21 protein-coding genes and 1 tRNA gene are annotated in these 22,765 nt (G+C 69.8%); 14 read left to right on the forward strand and 8 right to left on the reverse strand.

Annotated features, from left to right (window positions below; all coding sequences use genetic code 11):
• Positions 1-45: 45 nt before the first annotated feature.
• Complete coding sequence (locus EKE94_RS17585) at positions 46-708, forward strand: pseudouridine synthase (RefSeq protein ID WP_235856085.1); 663 nt, start codon at positions 46-48, stop codon at positions 706-708.
• A 91-nt stretch (positions 709-799) separates the two neighbouring features.
• Here EKE94_RS17585 and EKE94_RS17590 read toward each other — a convergent pair whose 3' ends face one another.
• The 5 genes from EKE94_RS17590 to EKE94_RS17610 all read right to left on the reverse strand — a co-directional run bounded on the left by EKE94_RS17590 (position 800) and on the right by EKE94_RS17610 (position 5,721).
• A complete protein-coding gene (locus EKE94_RS17590; RefSeq protein WP_127907948.1) occupies positions 800-1,855 on the reverse strand; it encodes a serine/threonine protein kinase in 1,056 nt (351 codons plus the stop codon).
• A gap of 248 nt (positions 1,856-2,103) precedes the next feature.
• Positions 2,104-3,024, reverse strand: coding sequence for a VOC family protein (locus EKE94_RS17595; protein WP_127907949.1), 921 nt, complete (start codon positions 3,022-3,024; stop codon positions 2,104-2,106).
• A 101-nt stretch (positions 3,025-3,125) separates the two neighbouring features.
• Complete coding sequence (truB, locus tag EKE94_RS17600; RefSeq protein ID WP_127907950.1) at positions 3,126-4,031, reverse strand: tRNA pseudouridine(55) synthase TruB; 906 nt, start codon at positions 4,029-4,031, stop codon at positions 3,126-3,128.
• A gap of 244 nt (positions 4,032-4,275) precedes the next feature.
• Positions 4,276-4,758 carry a GNAT family N-acetyltransferase gene (locus tag EKE94_RS17605; protein ID WP_328590512.1) on the reverse strand — a complete coding sequence of 161 codons (483 nt, stop codon included), beginning with the start codon at positions 4,756-4,758 and terminating at the stop codon, positions 4,276-4,278.
• A gap of 123 nt (positions 4,759-4,881) precedes the next feature.
• Positions 4,882-5,721 carry a universal stress protein gene (locus EKE94_RS17610; RefSeq protein ID WP_127907952.1) on the reverse strand — a complete coding sequence of 280 codons (840 nt, stop codon included), beginning with the start codon at positions 5,719-5,721 and terminating at the stop codon, positions 4,882-4,884.
• Between the two features lie 196 nt (positions 5,722-5,917).
• On the opposite strand from EKE94_RS17610, the gene ccoN reads away from it, so the two are divergent.
• The 9 genes from ccoN (at position 5,918) to ccoS (ending at position 15,730) form a co-directional block, all read left to right on the forward strand.
• A complete protein-coding gene (gene ccoN / locus EKE94_RS17615; RefSeq protein ID WP_127907953.1) occupies positions 5,918-7,516 on the forward strand; it encodes a cytochrome-c oxidase, cbb3-type subunit I in 1,599 nt (532 codons plus the stop codon).
• Positions 7,517-7,534: 18 nt separating this feature from the next.
• Positions 7,535-8,362 carry a cytochrome-c oxidase, cbb3-type subunit II gene (gene ccoO, locus EKE94_RS17620; RefSeq protein WP_127907954.1) on the forward strand — a complete coding sequence of 276 codons (828 nt, stop codon included), beginning with the start codon at positions 7,535-7,537 and terminating at the stop codon, positions 8,360-8,362.
• Between the two features lie 12 nt (positions 8,363-8,374).
• Entirely contained in the window at positions 8,375-8,659 is a 285-nt protein-coding gene (locus EKE94_RS19175; protein WP_127907955.1) for a cbb3-type cytochrome c oxidase subunit 3, read from the forward strand.
• Complete coding sequence (gene ccoP, locus EKE94_RS17630; RefSeq protein ID WP_127907956.1) at positions 8,656-9,531, forward strand: cytochrome-c oxidase, cbb3-type subunit III; 876 nt, start codon at positions 8,656-8,658, stop codon at positions 9,529-9,531. The genes EKE94_RS19175 and ccoP overlap by 4 nt, the downstream gene beginning before the upstream one ends.
• Before the next feature lie 628 nt (positions 9,532-10,159).
• The gene (locus EKE94_RS17635) at positions 10,160-11,044 is read left to right on the forward strand and encodes a LysR family transcriptional regulator (RefSeq protein WP_127907957.1); all 885 of its coding nucleotides are present in this window, start codon (positions 10,160-10,162) and stop codon (positions 11,042-11,044) included.
• Between the two features lie 342 nt (positions 11,045-11,386).
• Positions 11,387-12,931 carry an RdxA/RdxB/FixG family protein gene (locus EKE94_RS17640; protein WP_127907958.1) on the forward strand — a complete coding sequence of 515 codons (1,545 nt, stop codon included), beginning with the start codon at positions 11,387-11,389 and terminating at the stop codon, positions 12,929-12,931.
• The gene (locus EKE94_RS17645; RefSeq protein ID WP_127907959.1) at positions 12,928-13,383 is read left to right on the forward strand and encodes a FixH family protein; all 456 of its coding nucleotides are present in this window, start codon (positions 12,928-12,930) and stop codon (positions 13,381-13,383) included. Before EKE94_RS17640 ends, EKE94_RS17645 begins: the two co-directional genes overlap by 4 nt.
• Positions 13,380-15,569, forward strand: coding sequence for a heavy metal translocating P-type ATPase (locus EKE94_RS17650; protein WP_127907960.1), 2,190 nt, complete (start codon positions 13,380-13,382; stop codon positions 15,567-15,569). The genes EKE94_RS17645 and EKE94_RS17650 overlap by 4 nt, the downstream gene beginning before the upstream one ends.
• A complete protein-coding gene (ccoS, locus tag EKE94_RS17655; protein ID WP_127907961.1) occupies positions 15,569-15,730 on the forward strand; it encodes a cbb3-type cytochrome oxidase assembly protein CcoS in 162 nt (53 codons plus the stop codon). The genes EKE94_RS17650 and ccoS overlap by 1 nt, the downstream gene beginning before the upstream one ends.
• 367 nt (positions 15,731-16,097) lie before the next feature.
• Here the strand turns inward: ccoS and EKE94_RS17660 are convergent, their stop codons facing one another.
• Entirely contained in the window at positions 16,098-16,691 is a 594-nt protein-coding gene (locus tag EKE94_RS17660) for an NAD(P)H-dependent oxidoreductase (RefSeq protein ID WP_127907962.1), read from the reverse strand.
• Positions 16,692-16,794: 103 nt separating this feature from the next.
• On the opposite strand from EKE94_RS17660, the gene EKE94_RS17665 reads away from it, so the two are divergent.
• A complete protein-coding gene (locus EKE94_RS17665) occupies positions 16,795-17,292 on the forward strand; it encodes a cupin domain-containing protein (RefSeq protein WP_127907963.1) in 498 nt (165 codons plus the stop codon).
• A gap of 64 nt (positions 17,293-17,356) precedes the next feature.
• Here EKE94_RS17665 and EKE94_RS17670 read toward each other — a convergent pair whose 3' ends face one another.
• Positions 17,357-19,024, reverse strand: a complete 1,668-nt coding sequence (locus tag EKE94_RS17670) for an NAD+ synthase (protein WP_127907964.1) — start codon at positions 19,022-19,024, stop codon at positions 17,357-17,359.
• A gap of 201 nt (positions 19,025-19,225) precedes the next feature.
• Here EKE94_RS17670 and EKE94_RS17675 point away from each other — a divergent pair, with 201 nt between their 5' ends.
• Complete coding sequence (locus tag EKE94_RS17675; protein WP_127907965.1) at positions 19,226-20,797, forward strand: MORN repeat-containing protein; 1,572 nt, start codon at positions 19,226-19,228, stop codon at positions 20,795-20,797.
• 508 nt (positions 20,798-21,305) lie between these two features.
• Here the strand turns inward: EKE94_RS17675 and EKE94_RS17680 are convergent.
• On the reverse strand, positions 21,306-21,884 hold the full coding sequence (locus EKE94_RS17680) for a gamma-glutamylcyclotransferase family protein (RefSeq protein ID WP_127907966.1): 579 nt from the start codon (positions 21,882-21,884) through the stop codon (positions 21,306-21,308).
• A 309-nt stretch (positions 21,885-22,193) separates the two neighbouring features.
• On the opposite strand from EKE94_RS17680, the gene gcvH reads away from it, so the two are divergent.
• Entirely contained in the window at positions 22,194-22,553 is a 360-nt protein-coding gene (gcvH, locus tag EKE94_RS17685; RefSeq protein WP_127907967.1) for a glycine cleavage system protein GcvH, read from the forward strand.
• Between the two features lie 66 nt (positions 22,554-22,619).
• Positions 22,620-22,695, forward strand: a tRNA-Ala gene (locus EKE94_RS17690).
• Positions 22,696-22,765: the final 70 nt, after the last annotated feature.

The following is a 22,765-nucleotide window of genomic DNA, read 5'->3' on the forward strand; positions in this document are numbered from 1 at the left end:
CCCGGTGCAGCCGGTCTTGCCCCGCGGGGGCAGGGGGGCTAGGCGATGGCGATGCCCGTGACCTCGACCCCCTATGATCCGCCTTCGGACCCGCTTGTCCTCTTGCATGTCGACGATGACCTGCTGATCGTCGACAAGCCGGCGGGTCTTCTGTCGGTGCCCGGCAAGGGCGAGCATCTGGCCGACTGCCTGCAGGCGCGGCTCGAGGCGGCCTATCCCGGCGCGCTGCTCGTGCACCGGCTGGATCGCGATACCTCGGGCGTGATGGTCTTTGCCCGCAATCCGCGGGCGCAGCGGATCATCGGGTTGCAGTTCGAGCGGCGCCATATCCGCAAGTCCTATGTCGCCCGGGTCGCGGGACGGGTGGCCGAGGATCGCGGGCAGATCGACCTGCCGCTGATCGTGGACTGGCCGAACCGGCCTCTGCAGAAAGTCGATTTCGAGACCGGCAAGCCAGCGCTGACCGACTGGCGGGTAATGCGGCGCGGGGAGGACGAGACGCGGATGCGGCTGCTGCCCAAGACCGGGCGGTCGCACCAGCTGCGCGTGCACATGCTGAACCTTGGCCACCCCATCCTGGGGGATCCGTTCTATGCCGAGGGGGCGGCGCTGGCGTATCCGCGGATGATGCTGCACTCGGAGGAGCTGCGGCTGCGCCATCCCGACGGCGGTGCCGAGGTGCGGTTTCACGCCAAGCCGCCGTTCTGAGGGGCGGGATGTTGCGCCGCGGGGGTTTTCCACCCCCGCACCCCCGGAGAGTATTTCCAGAAGAAGAGAAACAGGGGCGCGGCGTGCCGGGTCAGGCGCGGTCGCGGTCGGTGAGGTTGCTGCGGGTGGCGAGGATGGGGGCCAGTTCGGCGCTGAGCGCCGGGTCGCGTTCGGCGAGGGCCGCGATCTCGTCGATCCGGTTGGCCGCGATCAGGCCAAGCAGGTCGTGCCGCGGTGCGCCGGCGGCGTCGCGCGGCAGGCGGGCGACGGGTTGCAGGTGCTCGATCCGCGTGCGCGGCAGGAGGCGGCGCAGGTCGGCGGCGGACAGGTCGGTTTCCGCGAACCCATAGAGCCCCGCGCCGCCGCCGGGGCGGGGGTAGGTGGCGATCGCGGCATCATGGATCCGCGGATGCGCCAGAAGCTCGGCGTGCAGGGCGGGGCCCTCGTCGCCCAGGCGGTCGCCCGCGCCTTCGTTGTCGGACCAGTGGATCAGGCGGCGGGTGACGAAGATGTAGGCGCGCTTGCCCGTCGCGCGCCACAGGCGGGAAGGGGCGGAGCGCTCGGCCGCCAGTCGCAGTTCGAGCGGGGTCATCTGCGCGCGGGCATAGCGCCGCTTCATCTTCATCAGGTGGCGCAGATCCTCGTAGGCGCAGAGGCGGTACCAGCGGCCCCGGCGCCGGTGCAGGTGCGCCAGCTGGAAGTCGATGACCGCCGCACGGCCATCGGGCGTTGCCAGCCAGTTCTGCGGCTTGGCCAGGTCGTTGTGGGTGACCCCGCGGCGCCGCATCTCGCGCAGGAGGCGGCGGGCATCGCGATACCACGCGGCGTCGGCAGGTCGGGCGTGCTGCAACGGGCGCCCCTCGGTCCAGTCGCGCAAAAGGCCAGTGCCGTCGAAGTGCAGGAAGGTGGGCGTGCCGGCGATCCCCGATACCGCCGCCAGCGCCCGTGCCTCGCGCGCGGCCAGCCAGCGGGCGAGCCATCGGGAATAGGCGGGCAGGCCGTCGAGCCGCCGCAGCGCCAGCTTGTGCGCCGGGTCGGCGGCGTCGTGGCCTGACACGGTTTCCGAGAAGGCATCGCGCTTGAGCACCGCGTCGGCGACGAACCGGGGTGGGGCTACGGGGGAGGAGGAAGGGGCATCGCCGGTCATGACGGTGTCGATACCCCGCCACCCCGCATCTGGCAACGCGCCTCGCGGATCGGGGTGGCGCGTGGCAGCGGCCCTCCGCCGGGAGGCGCCGCCCGGGTGCGCCGGAACGGGCCGGGTGGGCGCGATCCGTGATGCGCGGGCGGGCGGAGGGCAGCGGACGTGCGGCGCCGGCTGCGAAGGGGGGGGGAGGAGCCCGCGGACCGGCCGCCCGTGGCAGGGCGCGTTGCCCGCCACGCGGGAGGGTCAGTTCAGTCGAGCGGGGGCAGCGTCTGCTCAAGCCGGTCTCGCAGGTGCGCATGCTGGGCGGGCAGGCACAGCGCGGTGCCGAGGGTTTCGCGCGGCTCGTCGCGGTCGAAGCCCGGCGCGTCGGTCGCGATCTCGAACAGCACGCCACCGGGGCTGCGGAAATAGATGGCCTGGAAATAGTCGCGGTCGATCTGCGGGGTAGGCCGCAGGCCCGCGGCCTCAAGCTCGGTGCGGATGGCGTCCTGCGCGGCGCTGTCGGGCACCGAGAAGGCGATGTGGTGGACCGACCCCGCCCCCTGCCGCGCCCGGCCATCGGGGCTGGTCCGCAGGTCGATCCTATGCGCCCCATTGCCATTCGCGATTTCGAAGCGGGTCAGCCCGTCCCGGGTGGCGGTGCGGGCAAAGCCCATGAGGGCAAGCAAATCTGCCGTCGGGCCGATATCGGCAAGGTCGAGGCGGGCCGAGTGAAAGCCCCGCACCGCCATCCCGGGCGCGATCCCCGCAGCATCCCACGGGGTGCGGTCGTCCTCGGCCTCCACGAGCGCGAAGCCGTCACCGTCGGGGCCGGAAAAGCCCAGCATCGGCGCGTCGAAGAGGGTGCCGGGCCGCGGCGCCGCGTCCAGCGCCTCCAGACGGTCCCGCCAGGCCGGAAGGCTGCCGGGCGGCACGGCAAAGCGGGTCTCGCCGACCTCGCCGCTGCCGCGCCGTCCACGGGCGGCGTCGGGAAAGGGGAAGTACGTCATCACCGAGCCCGGCGTGCCGACAGCATCGCCGTAATAGAGGTGATAGACGTCGGGCGCGTCGAAGTTGACCGTCTTCTTCACCCGCCTCAGGCCAAGCCCGGCGGTGAAGAAGCTGTCGACGGCGCGGGCGTCCGAGGCCAGCGAGGTGACGTGATGGATCCCTTGGATCTGGTTCGGCATGGGTCATCCCCCGGGCTGCGGTTCTCCCCACCATTTAGCGCAGGCCTCCGCCCCTGACATCGCGGCGGAGCGCGCGGGGCGGGTGCGGGGGCGCACAGACCTCAGGTGACGAAGACCCGCGAGGGGCGCAGTTCGCCCGCGAGGTAGATGCCGATCGCCACGGCGCGCCCGTTGCACGAGGCCCAGGCGGTTTCGCCGTACTCCGCCTCGCTCGTGATCACCGGGGCGGGATTGCCGTTGCGCAGGCGCAACGCGGCAACGTCGTCGCAGCGCGCCTGCGGCAGGTCGCCCAGCCCTGTCTCGAGCGGCAGCATCAGCGCATCGATCTCGGGCGTGCGGGCGAGCCGTTCGATGTCGTCCAGCGACACCGCGTCGTTCAGGTCGAAGGGGCCGGACCAGAGCCGGCGCAGCGTCACCACGTGGCCAAGACAGCCCAGCTGCCGCCCCAGGTCACGGGCGATGGACCGGACGTAGCCACCCTTGCCGCAGACCATTTCGAACACCGCCGTGTCGTCGTCGGGCCGGTCGACCAGGTCCAGCCGCTCGACGAAAAGCGGGCGGGCGGCAAGGTCGGGCGCGGCGCCGTCGCGGGCCAGGTCATAGGCGCGCGCGCCGTCGACGCGGACCGCCGAGTAGGCGGGGGGCACCTGGTCGATATCGCCGGTAAAGTCCGGCAGAGCGGCGCGAATGGCCGCGTCGTCGGGGCGCCCGGGGGCGGTGTCGATCACCGTGCCCTCGGCATCGTCGGTGTCGGTGGCCTGTCCCCAGCGCACGGTGAAGCGGTAGCATTTCAGCGCGTCAGTCACGTGGGGGATCGCCTTCGTCGCCTCGCCCAGCGCAATGGCCAGAAGCCCGGTCGCGGCGGGGTCGAGCGTGCCGGAATGTCCCGCCTTCTTGGCCTGGAACGCCCAGCGCAGCTTGTTGACCATGTCGGTCGACCCCACGCCCGCCGGTTTGTCGAGCAGGATCCAGCCGGAAATGTCGCGCCCCTTGCGCTTGCGTGCCATGAAAGCCCCCTGACGATGACGTGGGATGAAGCGGCGGCAGCTAGCAAGCCCCGCGCCCTGCGTCAATCCACCGAAGCTGCCCCTATGCGGGGCGGGCAGGGCCCCGTGCCCACGCCTTTGCTGCATCTCCGGGGTGCGCGCGCCGCAGCACCGTTCGTGCCCCCGGACACCTCCTGCGCGCCCCGTCACCGGCACTGCCGGGATCGAAGCCGAAGACTGGCCGGCCGATCGCGCCCGAAAAGCGTCAGGCCAGTCGCTTCTCCATCGCGTGGTTGTGCAGCATCACGCCCCGGCGCGCGAACTCGCGGCGGTGCAGAACCGAGAAGCCCTGTTTCGCAAAGAAGCGCCGCGCGGGATCGCTGGCCTCGACGTAAAGGCGGGCAATGCCGGCCTGCCGCGCCGCGGCCTCAAGCCAGGCGTAGAGCGCCGCGCCGACGCCGGTTCCGGCGACGTCGGGGTGGCAGTAGAAGCAATCGATATGGCCGTCTGCCTCAAGCTCGATGAAGGCGCGGGGCGTGTCGCGGGCGTCCACGGCCACGAAGACCTGCCGCCCGTCGCCAAGCCGGTCCTCCTTGGTGGCGGTGGGCATTGGCGCGGGGCTCCAGGCCCGGACTTGGTCTGCGGAATAGTCGCCGCGCGCGATGCCATGCACCGCGGAATGGAAAATGAGGGCGAGCGTGGCCGCATCCCCGGATCTGGCAGGTCTTATCCGCATACGGGCGAGCATAGCGCGCCCCGGCGGCCGCGAAAACGGCCGTGGCAGGACAAAAGGGAAGGCGGGGCCGTGGTGGCCCCGCCCCGTTTGTCTGGGCGGTCGCGGCGACGAAGATGCCGCCGCATCCGGTGCGTCCTAGCGGCAGAGCAGAAGCGGGACGTCGGATTTTTCCAGCATCGCCCGGGTGGCGCCGCCCAGGATCGCCTCGCGCAGGCGCGAGTGGCTGTAGGCGCCCATGACGATCAACTCGGCCCCCAGATCCTGTGCGTGGCGCAGGATCACGTCGGAGACCTTGGGCATGGATTTCGACAGCACCGCGATGTCGGGCCGGGCGCCATGGCGCGCCAGCATCTGGCTGAGCGATCCGCCGGGGTCGGAGCGGTCGGCGGTATGGGCCGGCGGGTCGACCAGCGTTACCGAAACGCGGTCGGCGGCGACCAGGATCGGCAGGGCCGCGCGGATCGCATGCAGCGCCTCGGGGCTGTCGTTCCACCCCGCGACGACGATCCGCGGTGCGGCGGGCGGGGTGCAGCCGGGCGGAACCACCAGAACCGGCGCGCCGCCGGCGAACAGCGCGGCCTCGACCACCACCGGGTCCTCGGAGCTGCGGCCGGGCCCGTAGGGGCGGGTCAGCACCACCAGATCGGCGAATCGTGCCGCCTCGGCCACCCGCTGGGTCATGGTTTCAAGCTGCGCCACCGCCGGCACGGTGTCCCAGGACACGCCCGAGGCGCCCAGCGTCTTGCGCACGCCCGCGTCGATCGCGGCGGCATCGGCGCGGGCCTCGTCGATCGAGGCCTGCATCGCCACCGCGCTGGCGCCCGCGTAGTAAAGTCCGGGGTGGGTCCGGTCGAGCCCGAGGCACAGCACCGTCAGGTGCGCGCCCTCGGCCTCGGCCATCGTGCAGGCGGCGTCCAGGCTGGGCGCGTCGGCCTTGAGATCCTTCACCACGGTCAGGATCGATTTGACGGCCATCTCTGTCACTCCTTCGTCTGAAATCGGTTCGAAAGCAGTGTGGCGCGGGCCGTCCGCGGCGTCGTTGACGCACGTCAACCATCGCGGCGGGATAGCTTGATGTGGATCAAGGCGGCGTGAGGTCCCCCCATGCCATCCCCCGGCGCAAGTCAAACCCGCCGGACCCTCCGGCGGGCCGAGAAGGGGACAGCGAGGAATGTTGGATTACGTCAAGCTTATCGTGCTTGGCCTTGTCGCGCTGTTGGCGGCCATCGCCGCCAACTATGCGCGCGACCTGGCCTATATGGTGCACGCGATCATCATCATGTTGGTGTCGGGCGGGCTGTTCCTGTGGGTGCTGCGTGGCATCGACGAGGACCGCTTCGTGCCCGACCCAAAGGCCTACATGGATGGCGTCGTCCGCTACGGCGTGATCGCGACGACGTTCTGGGGTGTCGTGGGCTTTCTGGTCGGCGTTTTCATCGCCTGCCAGCTGGCCTTTCCGGTGCTGAACTTCGACTGGGCCGAGGGCTATGCCAATTTCGGCCGCCTGCGCCCGCTGCACACCAGCGCGGTGATCTTCGCCTTCGGCGGCAACGCCCTGCTCTGCACGTCGTTCTACGTCGTCCAGCGCACCAGCGCGGCGCGGCTCTGGGGCGGCAACCTCGCGTGGTTCGTGTTCTGGGGCTACAACCTGTTCATCGTGCTGGCGGCGACGGGCTACCTGCTGGGCGCGACCCAGTCCAAGGAATACGCCGAGCCCGAGTGGTACGTCGATATCTGGCTGACCATCGTGTGGGTCGCCTACCTCGCGGTCTTCCTGGGCACGATCATCAAGCGCAAAGAGCCGCACATCTACGTGGCGAACTGGTTCTACCTGGCCTTCATCGTGACCATCGCGATGCTGCACATCGTCAACAACCTCAGCCTGCCGGTGTCGATCTTCGGCTCGCATTCGGTGCAGGTCTTCGCCGGGGTGCAGGATGCGATGACCCAGTGGTGGTACGGCCACAACGCGGTGGGCTTCTTCCTGACGGCCGGGTTCCTGGGCATGATGTACTACTTCGTGCCGAAGCAGGCCGAACGCCCGGTCTATTCCTACAAGCTGTCGATCATCCACTTCTGGGCGCTGATCTTCCTCTACATCTGGGCCGGTCCGCACCACCTGCACTACACCGCGCTTCCCGACTGGGCCGCGACGCTGGGCATGGTGTTCTCGGTGATCCTGTGGATGCCCAGCTGGGGCGGCATGATCAACGGCCTGATGACGCTGTCGGGCGCGTGGGACAAGCTGCGCACCGACCCGGTGATCCGGATGATGGTGGTGTCGATCGGCTTCTACGGCATGTCGACCTTCGAGGGCCCGATGATGTCGATCCGCGCGGTCAACAGCCTCAGCCACTACACCGACTGGACCATCGGACACGTGCATTCGGGTGCGCTGGGCTGGAACGGGATGATCACCTTCGGTGCGCTCTACTTCCTGACGCCCCGGCTCTGGAACCGTGAGCGGCTCTATTCGCTCTCGGCGGTCAGCTGGCACTTCTGGCTCGCGACCATCGGCATCGTGCTCTACGCCGCGTCGATGTGGGTGACGGGCATCATGGAAGGCCTGATGTGGCGCGAAGTCGACGCCAACGGGTTCCTCGTGAACTCCTTCGCCGACACCGTCGCCGCCAAATTCCCGATGTACGTGGTCCGCGCACTGGGCGGGGGGCTTTACCTCACCGGCGGGCTGATCATGGCCTGGAACCTCTGGATGACGGTGCGGCGCGCCCCGGCCAAGGCCGAAACCGCCGCCCTGGCCAACGCCTAAGACGAGGAGATCGGACAAATGGCCGACAACGATAAAATTCCCGATCCCGACAAGGACCCCAAGGTCAGCCAGCTGGGCGATATCGCCCATGGCGAGGTCCCGAACGAACTGCCGCCCGAGACCGGCCTGATCAATCGCCACGCGATCATCGAGAAGAACGCCACCCTGCTTCTGGTGCTGTCCTTCCTGGTGGTCACCATCGGCGGCATCGTCGAGATCGCGCCGCTCTTCTACCTCGAGAACACGATCGAAGAGGTCGAGGGCGTGCGCCCCTACTCGCCGCTGGAGCTGGCGGGCCGCGACATCTACATCCGCGAAGGCTGCTATGTCTGCCACAGCCAGATGATCCGGCCGATGCGTGACGAGGTCGAACGCTACGGGCACTACAGCCTCGCCGCGGAATCGATGTACGACCACCCGTTCCAATGGGGGTCCAAGCGCATCGGGCCCGATCTGGCCCGGGTGGGCGGCCGCTATTCCGACGAATGGCATGTCGACCACCTGAGCGACCCGCAGTCGGTCGTGCCCGAATCGATCATGCCGAAATACGACTTCCTGTCGGACCGGCTGATCACACCCGAGCACAGCGATGAGCTGCTGGAAACGCACCGCGCCGTGGGCGTGCCCTATACTGACGAGATGATCGCCTCGGCGGCGGCGGACTTCCAGGTCCAGACCGATCCCTACGGCGACGTGGGTGGCCTGCTCGAACGCTATCCGGGGGCACAGGTGCGCAACTTCGACGGCCAGCCCGGCACGTCCGAGATGGATGCGCTGATCGCCTATCTGCAGATGCTCGGTACGCTGGTCGATTTCTCGACCTTCGAGCCTGACGAAAGCCGCTAGGGAGGTCCGGTCATGGATTATCACATCCTGCGCGAAATCGCGGACAGCTGGGTGCTTCTGGCGCTGACGCTGTTCTTCATCGGCTGCATCGGCTGGGCTCTGCGTCCCGGATCGCGGGCCATCCACGACGATGCCAGCACCATGGTTTTCCGTAACGAGAAGGCGCCGGCGCAGCCGGCGGCACACGAGGCGGCGCATGGGACCGCCCCCGCCGTGGCCCGCGACGCGGGCTGCGACAGGGGCTGCCCCGACTGCGCCTGCAACGGCACCGATATCCCAAAGGACATGCCGAAATGAGCAAGAAGGACAATTCCAAGGGCGTCGAGACGACCGGCCATTCCTGGGACGGGATCGAGGAATACAACAACCCGCTTCCGCGCTGGTGGCTGTGGACCTTCTACGCCACCGTCGTCTGGGGGCTGCTCTATACCGTTGCCTATCCCGCCTGGCCCATGATCCGCGAGGCGACGCCGGGGCTTCTTGGCTACTCCACGCGCGAAGAGGTCGCGCAGGAGATCGCCGCCGTGGAGACCGCGAACGCGGGGATCATGGACGAGCTCGCATCGGCCGACCTCACCACGCTGGGCGACCACCCCGAGCTTCAGGGCTTTGCGATGAACGCGGGCGCGTCGGTCTTCCGCAACAACTGCGCGCAGTGCCACGGTTCGGGCGCGAACGGGGCGGTGGGCTATCCCAACCTTCTGGACGACGCGTGGCTCTGGGGGGGCGAGATCGACGATATCGCCTTCACCGTCACCAACGGCGTGCGCAACGAACAGTCGCCCGACACCCGGTACTCTGAAATGCCGGCCTTCGGCGACATCCTCGAGGACGAAGACATCGCCGCCCTCGTGGCCCATGTGCGCAACATCTCGGGCCAGGATCATGACGCGGCGCTGGCCGAGACGGGCGCGCAGCTCTTTGCCGACAACTGCGCCGTCTGCCATGGCGACGCGGGCACCGGCGACCGCAGTGTCGGGGCGCCGAACCTGACAGACGCGATCTGGCTTTATGGCGGCGATCCCGCGACGCTGACCGAGACGATCACCTATTCCCGCTTCGGCGTCATGCCGGCCTGGAGCGAGGATTTCCGCCCCGGCCAGGGTCTGAGCCAGGCTGAGATCAACGCGGTCGCCGCCTATGTCCACGGGCTGGGCGGGGGCGAATAGGTCACGCGCATTGCCCCTGTCCCGCGTCTGAGGGGGCCGGGAGAGGGGTGATACGGCGCCGGTTCCGCACTCTGTTCGCGCACGTGACGCGGGCCGGCGTCCGATACAGCAGCCGCGGGGAGGCTCCCGCCGCACCGCCCCCGGGGGATCCCTCCCGAGGGCGGCTTTGCTTGGGCAACGGGGCTCCGCGGCGGGGGCTTTGCCCGACCGCAGTTCTGCGCCGGCCCGGGCCCGATGGGCGCATTTGCTTTTTCACTGGGGGGCTGGCTGCGGCAAGGGCGCGCCTGCGCCGCCGTCGATAGGGATCGGCGGCGGCGCCATCATGCGGGCGTCGTAAAGCAAGGCTTCACCTTGCAGGGCCACAGTCGGGCCCCGGCCCCCGGGGGGGCTGTGCCGGGCGTCAGGACACGCCGGGGGGCGCCTTAGCGGCGCGGTTTGCGCGTGGCAGGGCGCGGCACGGGGGTGGTTCCGGGGCGCATGGTCGCGTTCATCAGCGTCTGGGCGAAAATGTTCAGCATCGGGGTATCCCTTCGGGGTTGGTGTCTCTCTCTCCGGCGGGGGATATGCGTCCGCTGCGGCGCGGCAAAAAGGCGTTTCGGATTTGCGTCATGCAAGCTAGGCTTAAGCGATGGACTGGCGAAAACTCCCTTCTCTCGGCGCTCTGCGCGCGTTTGCGGCCTATGCCGAGCATGGCAGCCTGTCGGGCGCCGCGCGCGCGCTCAACGTCAGTCACGCCGCGATCAGCCAGCAGATCCGCACGCTCGAAAGCGAGATGGGCGTGCCGTTGGTCGAACGCGGCGGGCGGCGGCTGGCGCTGACCACGGCGGGGTTCACGCTGGCCGACACGCTTGGCCGCGCCTTCGACGCGATCGTACAGGAGGTCGAGGTGCTGACAGGCGCGGAATCGCTCCGCCCGCTGCAGATCACCACCACGCCGCTTTTCGCCGCGATGTGGCTGATGGACCGGCTGTCGGCGTTCCGGGCCGCGCATCCCGGCATCGACCTGATGCTGAACCCCACGCCCGCGCGGGTGGACCCTGCGCCCGGGGGCATCGACGTCGCAATCCGCTACGGTGACGGCGCGTGGACCGGGGTCGAGTCGACGCTGCTGTTCGAGACGTCGATCGTCATCGTCGCGGCCCCCTCGCTGATTGGCGAGGCCCGGATTGAATCGCCCGCGGACCTGCTGAACCTGCCGTGGCTGCAGGAGGTCGGCACCACCGAGGTCAACGACTGGCTGGCCCGGCAGGGCGTGACCAGCGCGCGCACGGGCGCGATGACGCACCTGCCCGGCAACCTGGTGATCGAGGGCGTGCGCCGCGGCGACGGCATATCGGCCACCCCGCGCGCCTTCGTCGAACCCGACATCGACGAGGGCCGGATCCGCGTGCTGTTCGAGGACGAGGTGCCGGGCCGGGGCTACCATGTCGTCACCCGCCGCACCCAGCTGCGTCCGCGCGCCCGCGCCTTCGTGTCGTGGATCCAGAACGCCGCCTCGGACGAGGCGCCATAAGCTGCGCGGGATGGCGGGCCCGCAGGGGTGCAGCGCCCGGACCCCCGGCGAAGAAAGGCCGCCCCCTCGGCACTGAATGCCCGCCGGCGGGTGGCGGGTCCTGCCGCGGGCGTCCCGCACCCCGGGCATACCGCGTCCGGCAAGGGGTGGCTGTCCCGACCCCGTTGGTGCGATCCCCCGGGCACAGCCTCGGCGGGCGGTTCAAACCGCGGCAGCGTCAGCCCCCGCGGCGCGCCGACGCTTCGCCCGGGGGGTGCGACATTCACCGTTGATCCACATCAAGGCGCCGGACGGGCCGCGGCGCGATAAGGCGCGCGCGAACAGAGTACAGGTGTATCCGCCATGGCGACCTCTCCGGAAAGCGGCGCGCTTTACGCCGCGCGTGAACCCATCTTTCCCCGCAGGGTGTCGGGCCGGTTCCGACGCCTGAAGTGGTGGATCATGGGGCTGACGCTGGGGATCTACTACCTGCTTCCCTGGATACGCTGGGACCGCGGTCCGAACCTGCCCGATCAGGCAGTGCTCGTGGACCTCGCCAACCGCCGGTTCTTCTTCTTCTGGATCGAGATCTGGCCGCACGAGTTCTACTTCGTCGCGGGGCTTCTGATCATGGCGGGGCTGGGGCTCTTTCTGTTTACCTCGGCGCTGGGCCGGGTCTGGTGCGGCTATACTTGCCCGCAGACCGTCTGGACCGACCTCTTCATCCTGGTGGAACGCTGGATCGAGGGCGACCGCAACGCCCGCATCCGCCTGTGGAAACAGCCCTGGAACGCGCGCAAGTGGCGGCTGCGGATGACGAAATACCTGGTCTGGCTGGCAATTGCCGTCGCGACCGGAGGGGCTTGGGTCTTCTACTTCGCCGATGCGCCGACGCTGGCGCTCGATCTCGTGACCGGGCAGGCGGCGATGGTCGCCTATGGCTCGGTCGCCTTCCTGACGGCCACGACCTTCACCTTCGGCGGCTTCATGCGCGAACAGATCTGCATCTACGCGTGTCCCTGGCCGCGGATCCAGGCGGCGATGATGGACGAGGAGACGCTGACCGTCGCCTATCGCGAATGGCGGGGCGAGCCGCGCGGCAAGGGCATGCGCCGCCGCGCCAAGGCCGAGGCCGCCGAGGCCGCGACCTATGCCGCGGGTCCGCAGGCCGGCGGTCGCGCGCCGGTGATCCCGATGCCGGGCCTGCCCACCGGCGTCGGCGGGCCGATCCCGGTCAAGACCGGGGCGGGTGACTGCATCGACTGCAACGCCTGCGTCAACGTCTGCCCCATGGGAATCGACATCCGCGACGGCCAGCAGATGGCCTGCATCACCTGCGGGCTGTGCATCGATGCCTGCGACGAGGTGATGGACAAGGTCGGCAAGCCGCGCGGCCTGATCGACTACCTCGCGCTGACCGACGAACGCGCCGAACGCGCGGGCGCGGCACCGCGCCCGCTCTTGCGACACGTGCTGCGGCCGCGGGTGCTGCTTTACACCACCTTGTGGGCGCTGGTGGGCGTGGGGCTGATCGTGGCGCTCTTCATCCGCCCCGACATCGAGATGAGCGTCGCGCCCGTGCGCAACCCGCAGTTCGTCACGCTGTCCGACGGATCGGTGCGCAACACCTACGATCTGCGTCTGCGCAACAAGCATGGCGAGGCGCGGCCATTCCGGATCGGGGTGACGGGACACCCGTCCTATCGCGTTTCGCTTGAAGGCACGCCATACGAGACCGTGCGCGTGGCCCCCGATTCGACCGAGCCGCAGCGTGTCTACGTCACCGCCCCCGCCGGGACCGACCCGGCCGAGACCGGGGCCAGCGACATCCGGTTCTGGATCGAGGATACCTCGAACGGCGATCGCGCCTCGCGCGACAGCGTCTTCAACGGAAGGGAACAGCAATGACCCGTGAACTGACAGGCTGGCACGTCGCCGGCATCACCGTCGGCGCCTTTGCGATCATCATCGCCGTCAACGTCACGATGGCGGTCAAGGCGGTGGGCACCTTCCCTGGTCTTGAAACCGCGAATTCCTATGTCGCAAGCCAGGTCTTCGACAAAGAGCGCGAGGCGCAGGAGGCGCTGGGCTGGCAGGCCGACGCGACGTATGCTGACGGCCGCGTGACGCTGCGCATCGAGGATGCCGAGGGGCGCCCGATCCTGCCGCCGCGCATCTCGGCCGACCTGGGCCGCCCTACCAACGTGTCCGAAGACCGGGTGCTGGAGCTGGCCAAGACCGGGCCGGCCTATACCGCGCCGGCGGATCTGCACCGGGGGCTATGGGTCCTGCGCCTGACGGCCGAGGCCGCCGACGGCACGCCCTTCCGGCAGCGGCTGGAACTGCGGGTGCGGCCATGAGCGGCGGCGTGGCGATCAGCGCCTGTCCGGCCTGTGCCGCGGCGCCGCTCGCCACCGAGACTGCCCGGCGCGGGGCAGGGCGGGGGGCGCTGATGGGCGACGCCGACTCGCAGATCCTTCTGGCGCTGCCGGGCATCCACTGTGCGGCCTGCATCTCGACGGTCGAAAGGGCGCTGGGCACGGTGCCCGGCGTGCGCGCCGCCCGGGTGAACCTGACCCTGCGCCGCGCCACGGTCGAGGCGCCGGGTCTCGAGGCCGCGCCCCTGGTCGCCGCGGTCGAGGCCGCGGGCTACGAGGCGCACGAGCTTGATGCCGCGACGCTGGCGCGGTCCGAGGACACCGCCGGCCGCGACCTGCTGATGCGCCTCGCGGTGGCGGGCTTCGCGATGATGAATGTCATGCTGCTGTCGGTGGCCGTCTGGTCGGGCGCCAGTGACGCGACGCGCGACCTGTTTCACTGGATCTCGGCGGCCATCGCGCTGCCGACGCTGGCGTTTTCGGCGCAGCCCTTCTTCGTCTCGGCCGTGCGGGTGCTGCGTGTCGGGCGGCTGAACATGGATGTGCCGATTTCGCTGGCCCTGCTTCTGGCGGCGGGCATGTCGCTTTACGAGACCACCCAGCACGGGGCGCATGCCTATTTCGATGCCGCGCTGTCGCTGACCTTCTTCCTGCTGGCGGGCCGACTGCTGGACGCCCGGATGCGCCGTGCCGCGCGGTCCGCGGCGGCCGAGCTTTCTGCGCTGGAGGTGCCGCGCGCCCGCCGGGTCGACGCCGCGGGGCAGGAGGCACTGGTCGCCATCGCCGATCTGGCCCCGGGCGACCTGATCCGCGTGCGCCCGGGCGATCGCCTTGCCGCCGACGGGGTGATCGAGTCCGGCACCACCGACCTCGACCGCGCGTTCCTGACGGGCGAAAGCCTGCCCGTCGCCGCGGGCCCCGGGGATGCGGTGCACGCGGGCGAGGTGGCGCTGTCGGGCGTGGTGACGCTGCGGATCACGGCGCTTGGGCCCGATACCGCGCTGGGCCGCATCCGCGACCTGGTAGCCCGGGCTGAAACCGCGCGGATGCGCTATACCCCGCTGGCCGACCGCGCGGCGGCGATCTACGCCCCCGCGGTGCATCTTCTGGCTGCCGCGGCGTTCCTGGGCTGGCTCTGGGCCTCGGGCGACGTGCGCCTGTCGCTCAACATCGCGGTGGCGGTGCTGATCATCACCTGCCCCTGCGCTTTGGGCCTGGCCGTGCCCGCGGTGGCGACGGCGGCGACGGGGCGGCTTTACCGCCACGGTCTGCTGGTGAAATCCGACACCGCGCTGGAACGCCTGGCGACGATCGACACGGTGATCTTCGACAAGACCGGCACGCTGACGGACGGGCGCCCCGATCCGGTGGGGCTGGACGCGCTGCCCGCACGCGATCTGGGCATCGCACGCGCGCTGGCCGAGGCATCCTCGCACCCGCTGGCGCGCGCCCTTGGCCGTGCCATCGCCGCGCGCGGCATCGCGCCCGCCGAGCTGGGCGATCTGCGGGAAGAGCCGGGCCGCGGCGTCGCGGGCTCCGGCGGCGCGCGCCTGGGCCGGGCCGACTGGGTGGGGGCCACGCGGGTCGACGGCACCGCGACCTACCTTGGCACCGGGCACGGCGCGCCGGTGGCGATCCGGTTCTCCGAAACCCTGCGCCCCGGCGCGGCCGAGGCCGTGGCCACGCTGCGGGCCCGGGGCGTCGCGGTGCGCCTGTGTTCGGGCGACGTCGCCGCGGCGGTGGCCGAGGTCGCGGCGCGGGCCGGGATCGACGACTGGGAGGCCGGGCTCGACCCCGAGGCCAAGGCCGCGCGCGTGGCCGACCTGACGCAGGCGGGCCGGCAGGTGCTGATGGTGGGTGACGGGCTGAACGACACCGCCGCCCTGGCCGCCGCGCGTGCCTCGATTTCGCCGGCCAGCGCGCTGGATGCCGCGCGGGTCGTGTCGGACGCGGTGCTGATCGGCGGCACGCTGGAAGAGATCCCCGCGGCTTTGGCGACCGCGCGGTCGGCCACCCGCCGGATCGTCGAGAATTTCGGCGTCGCGGCGGCCTACAACGCGGTCGCCATCCCGGTGGCGCTGGCCGGACTGGCCACGCCTCTGGCCGCGGCGCTGGCGATGTCGTTCTCGTCGATCACGGTGTCGATCAACGCGCTGAGGCTGCGCTGATGTCGGTGCTGGCGATCCTGATCCCGGTCTCGCTGTTCCTTGGGGGGATCGGCCTTCTGGCCTTTGTCTGGGCGGTCAGGGGGCGGCAGTTCGACGACCCCGAAGGCGATGCCGCCCGGATGCTGTCGGACGACTGGGACGACCGCCCGCGCCCCGACTGAACAGGGACGCCCGGGGCCGTCGCCCTCCTCCGCCATGCGGGCGAGGCGGACCGGCCCCCGCGATTCTCAAGCCAGCGCGTGGCCAAGGGGCGCATCGGGACAAGCGGCGGACTGGACGGCTGCACCACGACGGCGATCGCGGGTCCCCGTGCAGGCGAAGGCCCGCGGCCCGAAGGCGTCCCCGTCCCGCGCGTTCAAGACAGAGCGGTGTCGCGTCGCCGGACCGCGGAGGGGGCTTGCCCGTCCGGGCCCCAGTCTCCGCCGATGCATCCTGTAAATGACACCGCCCGCGCCATTTCCGGTGCGGGCGGGAAGGATTGGCGGGTCCGCCGGGTGCGCCTTGGGCGCCCCGCCGGTGCCGGAAGGCTCAGGCGACCAGCTTGGCCGTCGTCTCGGTCAGGCGGCGGGCCTGGAACGAGATCGACTTGCGGCCGGTGTCGTCCAGCTGGCCGGCCATGAAGCTGTAGCCGTACGGGTTGCCGCCGTCCTCGAACTTAACCGGGTCGCAGTAGCCGGGGGCGACGAGGTAGCAGCCCCAGTGCATCGCCGAGGTGTAGAGGCTGAACAGCGTCGTTTCCTGCCCGCCATGCAGCGTCTGGGCGCTGGTCATCGCGGTGAAGGTCTTGTTCGCCAGCTTGCCTTCCTGCCAGAGCGGACCCAGCGTGTCGATGAAGGCGCGCATCTGGCTGGCCACGACACCATAGCGCGTGGGCGCCGAGAAGAAGTAGCCGTCGGCCCAGACCATATCCTCGGGCGTGACCTCGGGGATGTCCTGCATCTTGTCCAGCTGGGCCTTCCACGCGTCCTGGCCGTTGACGACCTCGGCGGGCGCGGTTTCCTTGACGCGCAGCAGGCGGACCTCGGCGCCGGCCTCGCGGGCGGCATCCGCCGCGACGACGGCGGCATCGTGGTTCGACCCGTAGGTGGTGTAGAAGATCACGGCGATCTTGGGGGCTGCCATGTCGGAACTCCGTTTTCGGAAAATGTGTTGCAGTGGCAGACATATACATGCCCGCCGCAAGGGAAAGGCCCCAGACTGTGCGGCGGCGCGGAAAGGATGTGCGATGAGCGAGGCAGAACGGATTTCGGTGCCGGGCACGGCCGGCATTCCCAATCATCCCCGGTGGCCAGCGCTGATTCTGCGCGGGGCGGCGCCGGGCGGCAGCGACGCGATCCGCGCGCGGTTCGCGGGGAACGGCTGGGTCGGGCTATGGGACTGGACGATATACGACATCCAGCACTGGCACCCCGAAAGCCACGAGGCGCTGGGCGTCAGCGCCGGCCACGCCCGCGTGCAGATCGGCGGGCCCGAGGGGCCGGTGGCCGAGGTGGCGGCGGGCGACGTGATCGTGCTGCCCGCGGGCACCGGCCATTGCCTTTTGTCGTCCAGCGACGATTTCGGCGTCGTCGGCGCCTATCCCCCGGGTCAGGCCGCGCCCGAGGCCCTGCGTGATGATCCCGACGCGGCGCAGGCTGCGCAGCCGCGAATCGCCGCCGTGCCCCCGCCGCAGACCGACCCGGTTCACGGCGCGTCGGGCCCGGTGACCGAGCTTTGGACCTGAGGGCCGAAGTGGCCTTCGTCCGCCTCGTCAGCGTGAAGCGCCCTGTCAGACCGGGGCGCGCCCCTCAGCTTGGGTCGCGCCAGCGGTTGGCGATCGGATAGCGGCGGTCCAGCCAGAAGGCGCGTGGCGTCAGCCGGGCGCCGGGGGCGGACTGGAACCGCTTGTATTCGCTGAGGTAGACCAGCTTTTCGACCTTTTTCACCACCTCGCGGTCATGGCCGCGCTGCACCAGTTCGATCACGCTTTCTTCGCGGTCGATCAGTGATTCGAGGATGTCGTCCAGCACCTCGTAGGGCGGCAGGCTGTCGTCGTCGCGCTGGTCGGCGCGCAGCTCGGCCGAGGGCGGCTTGTCGATGATCCGCTGCGGGATGACCTCGCCCCCGGGCGCGCGCATCCAGGGGCGGTGGTTGGCGTTGCGCCAGCGGCAGGTTTCGAACACCCGCATCTTGTAGAGATCCTTGATCGGGTTATAGCCGCCTGCCATGTCGCCGTAGATCGTGGCATAGCCCACCGCGACCTCGGACTTGTTGCCGGTGGTCAGCAGCATCTCGCCGAACTTGTTCGACATCGCCATAAGCAGCAGGCCTCGCAGGCGGGACTGCACGTTTTCTTCGGTTAGGTCGGCATCGCGCCCCTCGAACAGCGGCGCCAGCGTCGCGGTGATCGCATCGCGCCCCTCGGTGATCGGCACGAAATCGTAGTGGCAGCCCAGCCGCTCGGCCACGGCCTTGGCATCCTGCAGCGAATGCTCGGAGGTGTATTCCGAGGGCAGCATCACGCAGCGCACGTTCTGCGGCCCCAGCGCATCGGCGGCGATGGTGGCCACCAGCGCGGAATCGATCCCGCCCGAGAGGCCCAGAAGGACCTTTGAAAACCCGGTCTTTGCGCAATAGTCGCGCAGGGCTTCTACCATGACGCGGTAGTCCTGCTCCCACGCGTCGGGATGGACGACGCGGGGGCCTTCGACCGCGCGCCAGCCCGCGTCGGTGCGGGTGAAATCGACATGCGCTATCTCTTCGTCGAAGGCGGGCAGCTGCCGTGCCAGCACGCCGTGCGGGTTCAGCACGAAGGAGGCGCCGTCGAACACCTGGTCGTCCTGCCCGCCCACCATGTTGAGATAGACCAGCGGCAGCCCCGTCTCGACCGTGCGGGCAACCATGTGGCTCATCCGGATGTCGAACTTGTCGCGGAAATAGGGCGAGCCGTTGGGCACCAGCAGGATCTCGGCCCCGCTTTCGGCCATCGCCTCGGCCACGTCGACATGCCAGGCATCTTCGCAGATGGGCGTTCCCACGCGCAGGGGCCCTATCGCGACGGGCCCGGAAATCGGGCCCTCGTCGTAGATCCGCCGTTCGTCAAACACGTTGTAGTTGGGCAGCTTGTGCTTCAGCGCGCGGCTGACGACCTCGCCCCCGCGGCAGATGGCGTAGGAGTTGTAGAGCCGCTCGCCGAAGGCATAGGGCGCGCCGATGGCCAGGGCGGGCCCGTCTGCGCAATCACGGGCAAGCTGGTCGAGCACCTGCATCGCGTGGCCCGAAAAGGCGGGCTTCATCACCATGTCGTAGATCTGGTAACCGGTCAGGAACATCTCGGGCAGGGCGACGAGGTCGGCGCCCGCGGCGCGGCCTTCTTCCCACGCGGCCCGGGCGCGGGCGGCATTACCCTCCAGATCGCCCACCACCGGGTTCAGCTGGGCGATGGTCAGGCGGAACGTATCCTGCGGATCGGGCATGGCGGCGGGGCTCCTTCATCGTCGCCCGTGAGCCTTAGCAGAACGTGAAGCGGTGTGAAGTCACCGGCGCGGGCGGCGTGGGCAAAAACCGTTGCGGGCCATCGGGGCGCTGGTTAGGTTACCGAGGAATTGGGCCAAGGGCCCGCCTGAGCGACGAAACGGGGGCGTAACGTGCAGAAATCTCGGCAGGACCGGCTTCGCATGAGGGCGATTTCGCTGGGCGTGGCCTGTGCCGTCTCGGCCCCTTGGGCCCTGCCCGGGGTGGCGTGGGCGCAGGACGCCATCGATGAAGTCGTGACCAAGCAATACGAGGACGGCGGCGTCTACGAGGGCACGTTCCAGGACGGCAAACAGGACGGCACCGGAACCTATCGCCTGCCCAACGGGTACGAATATTCCGGCGAGTGGGTGGATGGAGAGATCCGCGGCACCGGCATCGCGCGCTTTCCCAACGGGTCGATCTACGAGGGCGAGTTCGTCGCCGGCAAGCCGCAGGGCATCGGCAAGATCACCTTTGCCGACGGCGGCACCTACGAAGGCGAGTGGGAAGACGGCAAAATCAACGGCCAGGGGCTGGCGGTCTACGCCAACGGCGTGCGCTACGAAGGCGGCTTCCGCAACGCGCGGCACCACGGCCTGGGCCGGATGGAAAGCCCCAACGGCTATGTCTACGACGGCGCATGGGTCGACGGCGTGAAAGAGGGGCAGGGCACGATCACCTATCCCGACGGCGCGGTCTACGAAGGCACGCTGGTCCGCGGCGTCCGCTCGGGCGAGGGCACGCTGCGGATGCCCGACGGGCTGGTCTACGAAGGCGACTGGCAGGACGGCCAGATCAACGGCGAAGGCACGCTGACCCAGCCCAACGGCGACGTCTACGAGGGCCAGCTGGTCGCGGGCGAACGGCAGGGACAGGGCACCGTCACCTACGCCAACGGCGACGTCTACGAAGGCGCCTTTGCCGCCGACGCGCGCGAGGGCGAGGGGACCTATCGGTCCGAGAACGGCAACGTCTACACCGGCACCTGGATCGCCGGCCGGATCGAGGGCGAAGGCCGCCTGGAATATCCCGACGGCTCGGTCTACGTGGGCCAGTTCCGCGACGACGTGCCCGACGGCACCGGCAAGATCACCTATGCCGATGGTTCGACCTACGAAGGCGAGTGGTCGGGCGGCGTGATCTCGGGCGAGGGCGTGGCGACCTATCCCGACGGGCTGGTCTACGAAGGCAGCTTTGCCAATGCCCAGAACGACGGCATGGGCGTGATGACCCACCCCGACGGCTATCGCTACGAAGGCGAGTGGTCCGAGGGCCAGCGCGAGGGGCAGGGCACCGCCACCTACGCCGACGGTACCGTCTACGAAGGCCAGTTCGTCGATGGCGAACGCGAGGGGCAGGGCACGATCACCATGCCCGACGGGTTCTCCTATACCGGCGCCTGGGCGGATGGCGAGATCGAGGGGCAGGGCGTCGCGACCTATTCCAACGGCGACGTCTACGAAGGCCAGTTCGCCGCGGGCAAGCGCCAGGGCGAAGGCACGATCCGCTACTCCAGCGGCGAGACAGCCAGCGGCGTGTGGGAAAACGGGGCCCTGACACAGGGCACCAGCGGCACCGCCACGCCCGAGGCAGCGCCCTCCGCTGCGGCCCCCGAAACCCCCGCGCCGCAGACGCCCGCCCCCGAAGGTGAGGCCCAGGCACCCGGGACGCCGGACGAGGCTGCGCCCGGCGCCGCGGACCCCGACGCGACCGGCGACACGTCGGAAGACTGAGGCCACCGCCCGGGGTCTGCCCGGGCCGTCTCCCCCCCGGGCGGGGCGGGGTGCTTCAGGGTGGTGTGCGACGCGAAACAGGTCGATGGGCTGCGGCCCGGATGTGTCCGCCGTCCGACACCACCGGCGGTGCCATGACTGCCGCCGCGGCCAGCCTTTCTGACGCAAACTTGGCGCGCGGACCGGATGGCCACTGCCACCGGCCAAGTCGCCCGCGCCTGATACGCCCTTTTTCGCCCATCTGATGGACTGCGAGACGTGGCAGGCGCAGTGGCGCTGGCCCCATGGAACGCACATAGCCAAAAGCTGACCCCCCGGGGCCCACCGACGCACGACAGCGCGCGCGGCCCCGGCGCCACGTCTGCGGCCTGCAGTCTGAGAGATTGTGCGACAGGCCCTTACCGCCTCGTCTGAGAGGGCTCGATTATGGCCGGGGCCACTGCTCATCCGTCGCGCCGGGGGCCGCTGCCCATCCGTCGGTCGCGGGGGGCTGGGCGTCGGACTCGCGTTACCGATCGGGAGCGACGGCGGCCTGCGGATGCGCGCCGACCTCATGCAGCCAGTCGTCGACCAAACGCGTCTCGGAAGCAGTCAGGCGCTGATGGCGGGGATAGAGCGGCTGGGCGCGGTCATCCCGGATCGGTGCGCCCCACCCATGGGTTGACCCGAAGAAGCGGGCCACGCCCTCCGCCCCGAACTCGGCCAGATACCCCTGAACCACCGTGTCGATATAGCTTAGCAGGATCGGATGGGCGCGGTCGGGGCTGGCATGCCTGCCCGGTGGGATGGTGTATATCGCGGTCTCCAGCGGAGCTTGCAGGGCGTGGCGCAGGCCGGTGACGGGCACGCGGTCATAGGCGTATTCCCGGTCGTCCAGCGCGGCCCAGTCGGCAGCCGGCACCGCGGCCATCAGCCCGTCGATCTCGGCCTCCGGGTCGGGCTCGGCCGTGAGAAAGGCTATGGGGCGCAGGGCGGTGTGCCGCCAGACCCGTCGCCAGCCCGGCAACGTGGCGGGAAAGGCGGTGCGGTAAAGATGCGTCGCCCGGTTCACGAGCGATCCATAGCCGAAGAAATACGGGTCTGCCATGACGCCACGGATGCCGCGGCGCGCCGGCCGATGCAAGTCGGCCCCCCGCCATCCCGCCCCCGCCATCCCGCCCCCGCAACCTGCGCAGGGCAGTCTCCGGCCATGTCCGCCGTCCGATCCTTGGCGCCCTCCCGCACCGGTCGGCCCTTGCCCGTGCCGGCCTGAGCGAATGACCCGGGGGCCTCTTCTACCGCGGCAACCCGGCGGATCTGCCCCCGGGCCGGAACCGATGCCGCCCGCGGGACATTGCGAGTGAAATCGACCCCCGACGCGGTGCGCGCCGCCGGGGCCAAGGCGAGGAGCTGCGCGATGAAATTCACCGAAGAGCATGAGTGGCTGCGAATCGAGGATGACCTCGTCGTCGTCGGTCTGACCGAGCACGGCACCGGCAATCTGGGCGAGCTTCTGTTCGTCGATCTTCCGGAGGTCGGCGAGACCGTCGCACAGGACGACGAGGTCGTCACCCTAGAGGGCGAGGACGCCACCGCCACCCTGATGGCGCCCGTGGACGGCGAGATCGTCGAGATAAACGAGGCGCTGGCCGACAACCCCGGTCTGGTCAATGCCGACCCGATCGGCGACGGCTGGCTCTATCGCCTGCGGGCCGGGGATCTCTCCGATCTCGATGATTTCATGGACGAGGACGAGTACCTGTCCTTCGTCGACTGACCGTGTCGGGCGGCCCCGCCGGGCCACTTGACATTCCCTCCCGGACGCGCGAAACCGCGCGGCGATGGGGCCGTAGCTCAGTTGGGAGAGCGCGTCGTTCGCAATGACGAGGTCAGGGGTTCGATCCCCCTCGGCTCCACCAAAATCCCGGTAATGGACTACAGGGCATAGTCCTGCCCTTTTCGTCAGAAGCGTTGCGTCGGGCCGGGCGA

It is taken from the genome of Mesobaculum littorinae, assembly GCF_004011175.1.
GTDB lineage: Bacteria > Pseudomonadota > Alphaproteobacteria > Rhodobacterales > Rhodobacteraceae > Tranquillimonas > Tranquillimonas littorinae.

What these genes read in the sequence shown, in the direction of transcription:
- EKE94_RS17675 (WP_127907965.1), top strand. Translation starts at nt 19,226, where the DNA reads ATGAGGGCGATTTCGCTGGGCGTGGCCTGTGCCGTCTCGGCCCCTTGG.
- EKE94_RS17665 (WP_127907963.1), top strand. Translation starts at nt 16,795, where the DNA reads ATGAGCGAGGCAGAACGGATTTCGGTGCCGGGCACGGCCGGCATTCCC.
- EKE94_RS17590 (WP_127907948.1), bottom strand. Translation starts at nt 1,855, where the DNA reads ATGACCGGCGATGCCCCTTCCTCCTCCCCCGTAGCCCCACCCCGGTTC.
- EKE94_RS17645 (WP_127907959.1), top strand. Translation starts at nt 12,928, where the DNA reads ATGACCCGTGAACTGACAGGCTGGCACGTCGCCGGCATCACCGTCGGC.
- ccoP (WP_127907956.1), top strand. Translation starts at nt 8,656, where the DNA reads ATGAGCAAGAAGGACAATTCCAAGGGCGTCGAGACGACCGGCCATTCC.
- gcvH (WP_127907967.1), top strand. Translation starts at nt 22,194, where the DNA reads ATGAAATTCACCGAAGAGCATGAGTGGCTGCGAATCGAGGATGACCTC.
- EKE94_RS17635 (WP_127907957.1), top strand. Translation starts at nt 10,160, where the DNA reads ATGGACTGGCGAAAACTCCCTTCTCTCGGCGCTCTGCGCGCGTTTGCG.
- EKE94_RS17660 (WP_127907962.1), bottom strand. Translation starts at nt 16,691, where the DNA reads ATGGCAGCCCCCAAGATCGCCGTGATCTTCTACACCACCTACGGGTCG.
- EKE94_RS17605 (WP_328590512.1), bottom strand. Translation starts at nt 4,758, where the DNA reads ATGCTCGCCCGTATGCGGATAAGACCTGCCAGATCCGGGGATGCGGCC.
- EKE94_RS17670 (WP_127907964.1), bottom strand. Translation starts at nt 19,024, where the DNA reads ATGCCCGATCCGCAGGATACGTTCCGCCTGACCATCGCCCAGCTGAAC.
- truB (WP_127907950.1), bottom strand. Translation starts at nt 4,031, where the DNA reads ATGGCACGCAAGCGCAAGGGGCGCGACATTTCCGGCTGGATCCTGCTC.
- EKE94_RS17650 (WP_127907960.1), top strand. Translation starts at nt 13,380, where the DNA reads ATGAGCGGCGGCGTGGCGATCAGCGCCTGTCCGGCCTGTGCCGCGGCG.
- EKE94_RS19175 (WP_127907955.1), top strand. Translation starts at nt 8,375, where the DNA reads ATGGATTATCACATCCTGCGCGAAATCGCGGACAGCTGGGTGCTTCTG.
- EKE94_RS17610 (WP_127907952.1), bottom strand. Translation starts at nt 5,721, where the DNA reads ATGGCCGTCAAATCGATCCTGACCGTGGTGAAGGATCTCAAGGCCGAC.
- EKE94_RS17680 (WP_127907966.1), bottom strand. Translation starts at nt 21,884, where the DNA reads ATGGCAGACCCGTATTTCTTCGGCTATGGATCGCTCGTGAACCGGGCG.
- EKE94_RS17595 (WP_127907949.1), bottom strand. Translation starts at nt 3,024, where the DNA reads ATGCCGAACCAGATCCAAGGGATCCATCACGTCACCTCGCTGGCCTCG.
- ccoO (WP_127907954.1), top strand. Translation starts at nt 7,535, where the DNA reads ATGGCCGACAACGATAAAATTCCCGATCCCGACAAGGACCCCAAGGTC.
- ccoS (WP_127907961.1), top strand. Translation starts at nt 15,569, where the DNA reads ATGTCGGTGCTGGCGATCCTGATCCCGGTCTCGCTGTTCCTTGGGGGG.
- EKE94_RS17585 (WP_235856085.1), top strand. Translation starts at nt 46, where the DNA reads ATGGCGATGCCCGTGACCTCGACCCCCTATGATCCGCCTTCGGACCCG.
- ccoN (WP_127907953.1), top strand. Translation starts at nt 5,918, where the DNA reads ATGTTGGATTACGTCAAGCTTATCGTGCTTGGCCTTGTCGCGCTGTTG.
- EKE94_RS17640 (WP_127907958.1), top strand. Translation starts at nt 11,387, where the DNA reads ATGGCGACCTCTCCGGAAAGCGGCGCGCTTTACGCCGCGCGTGAACCC.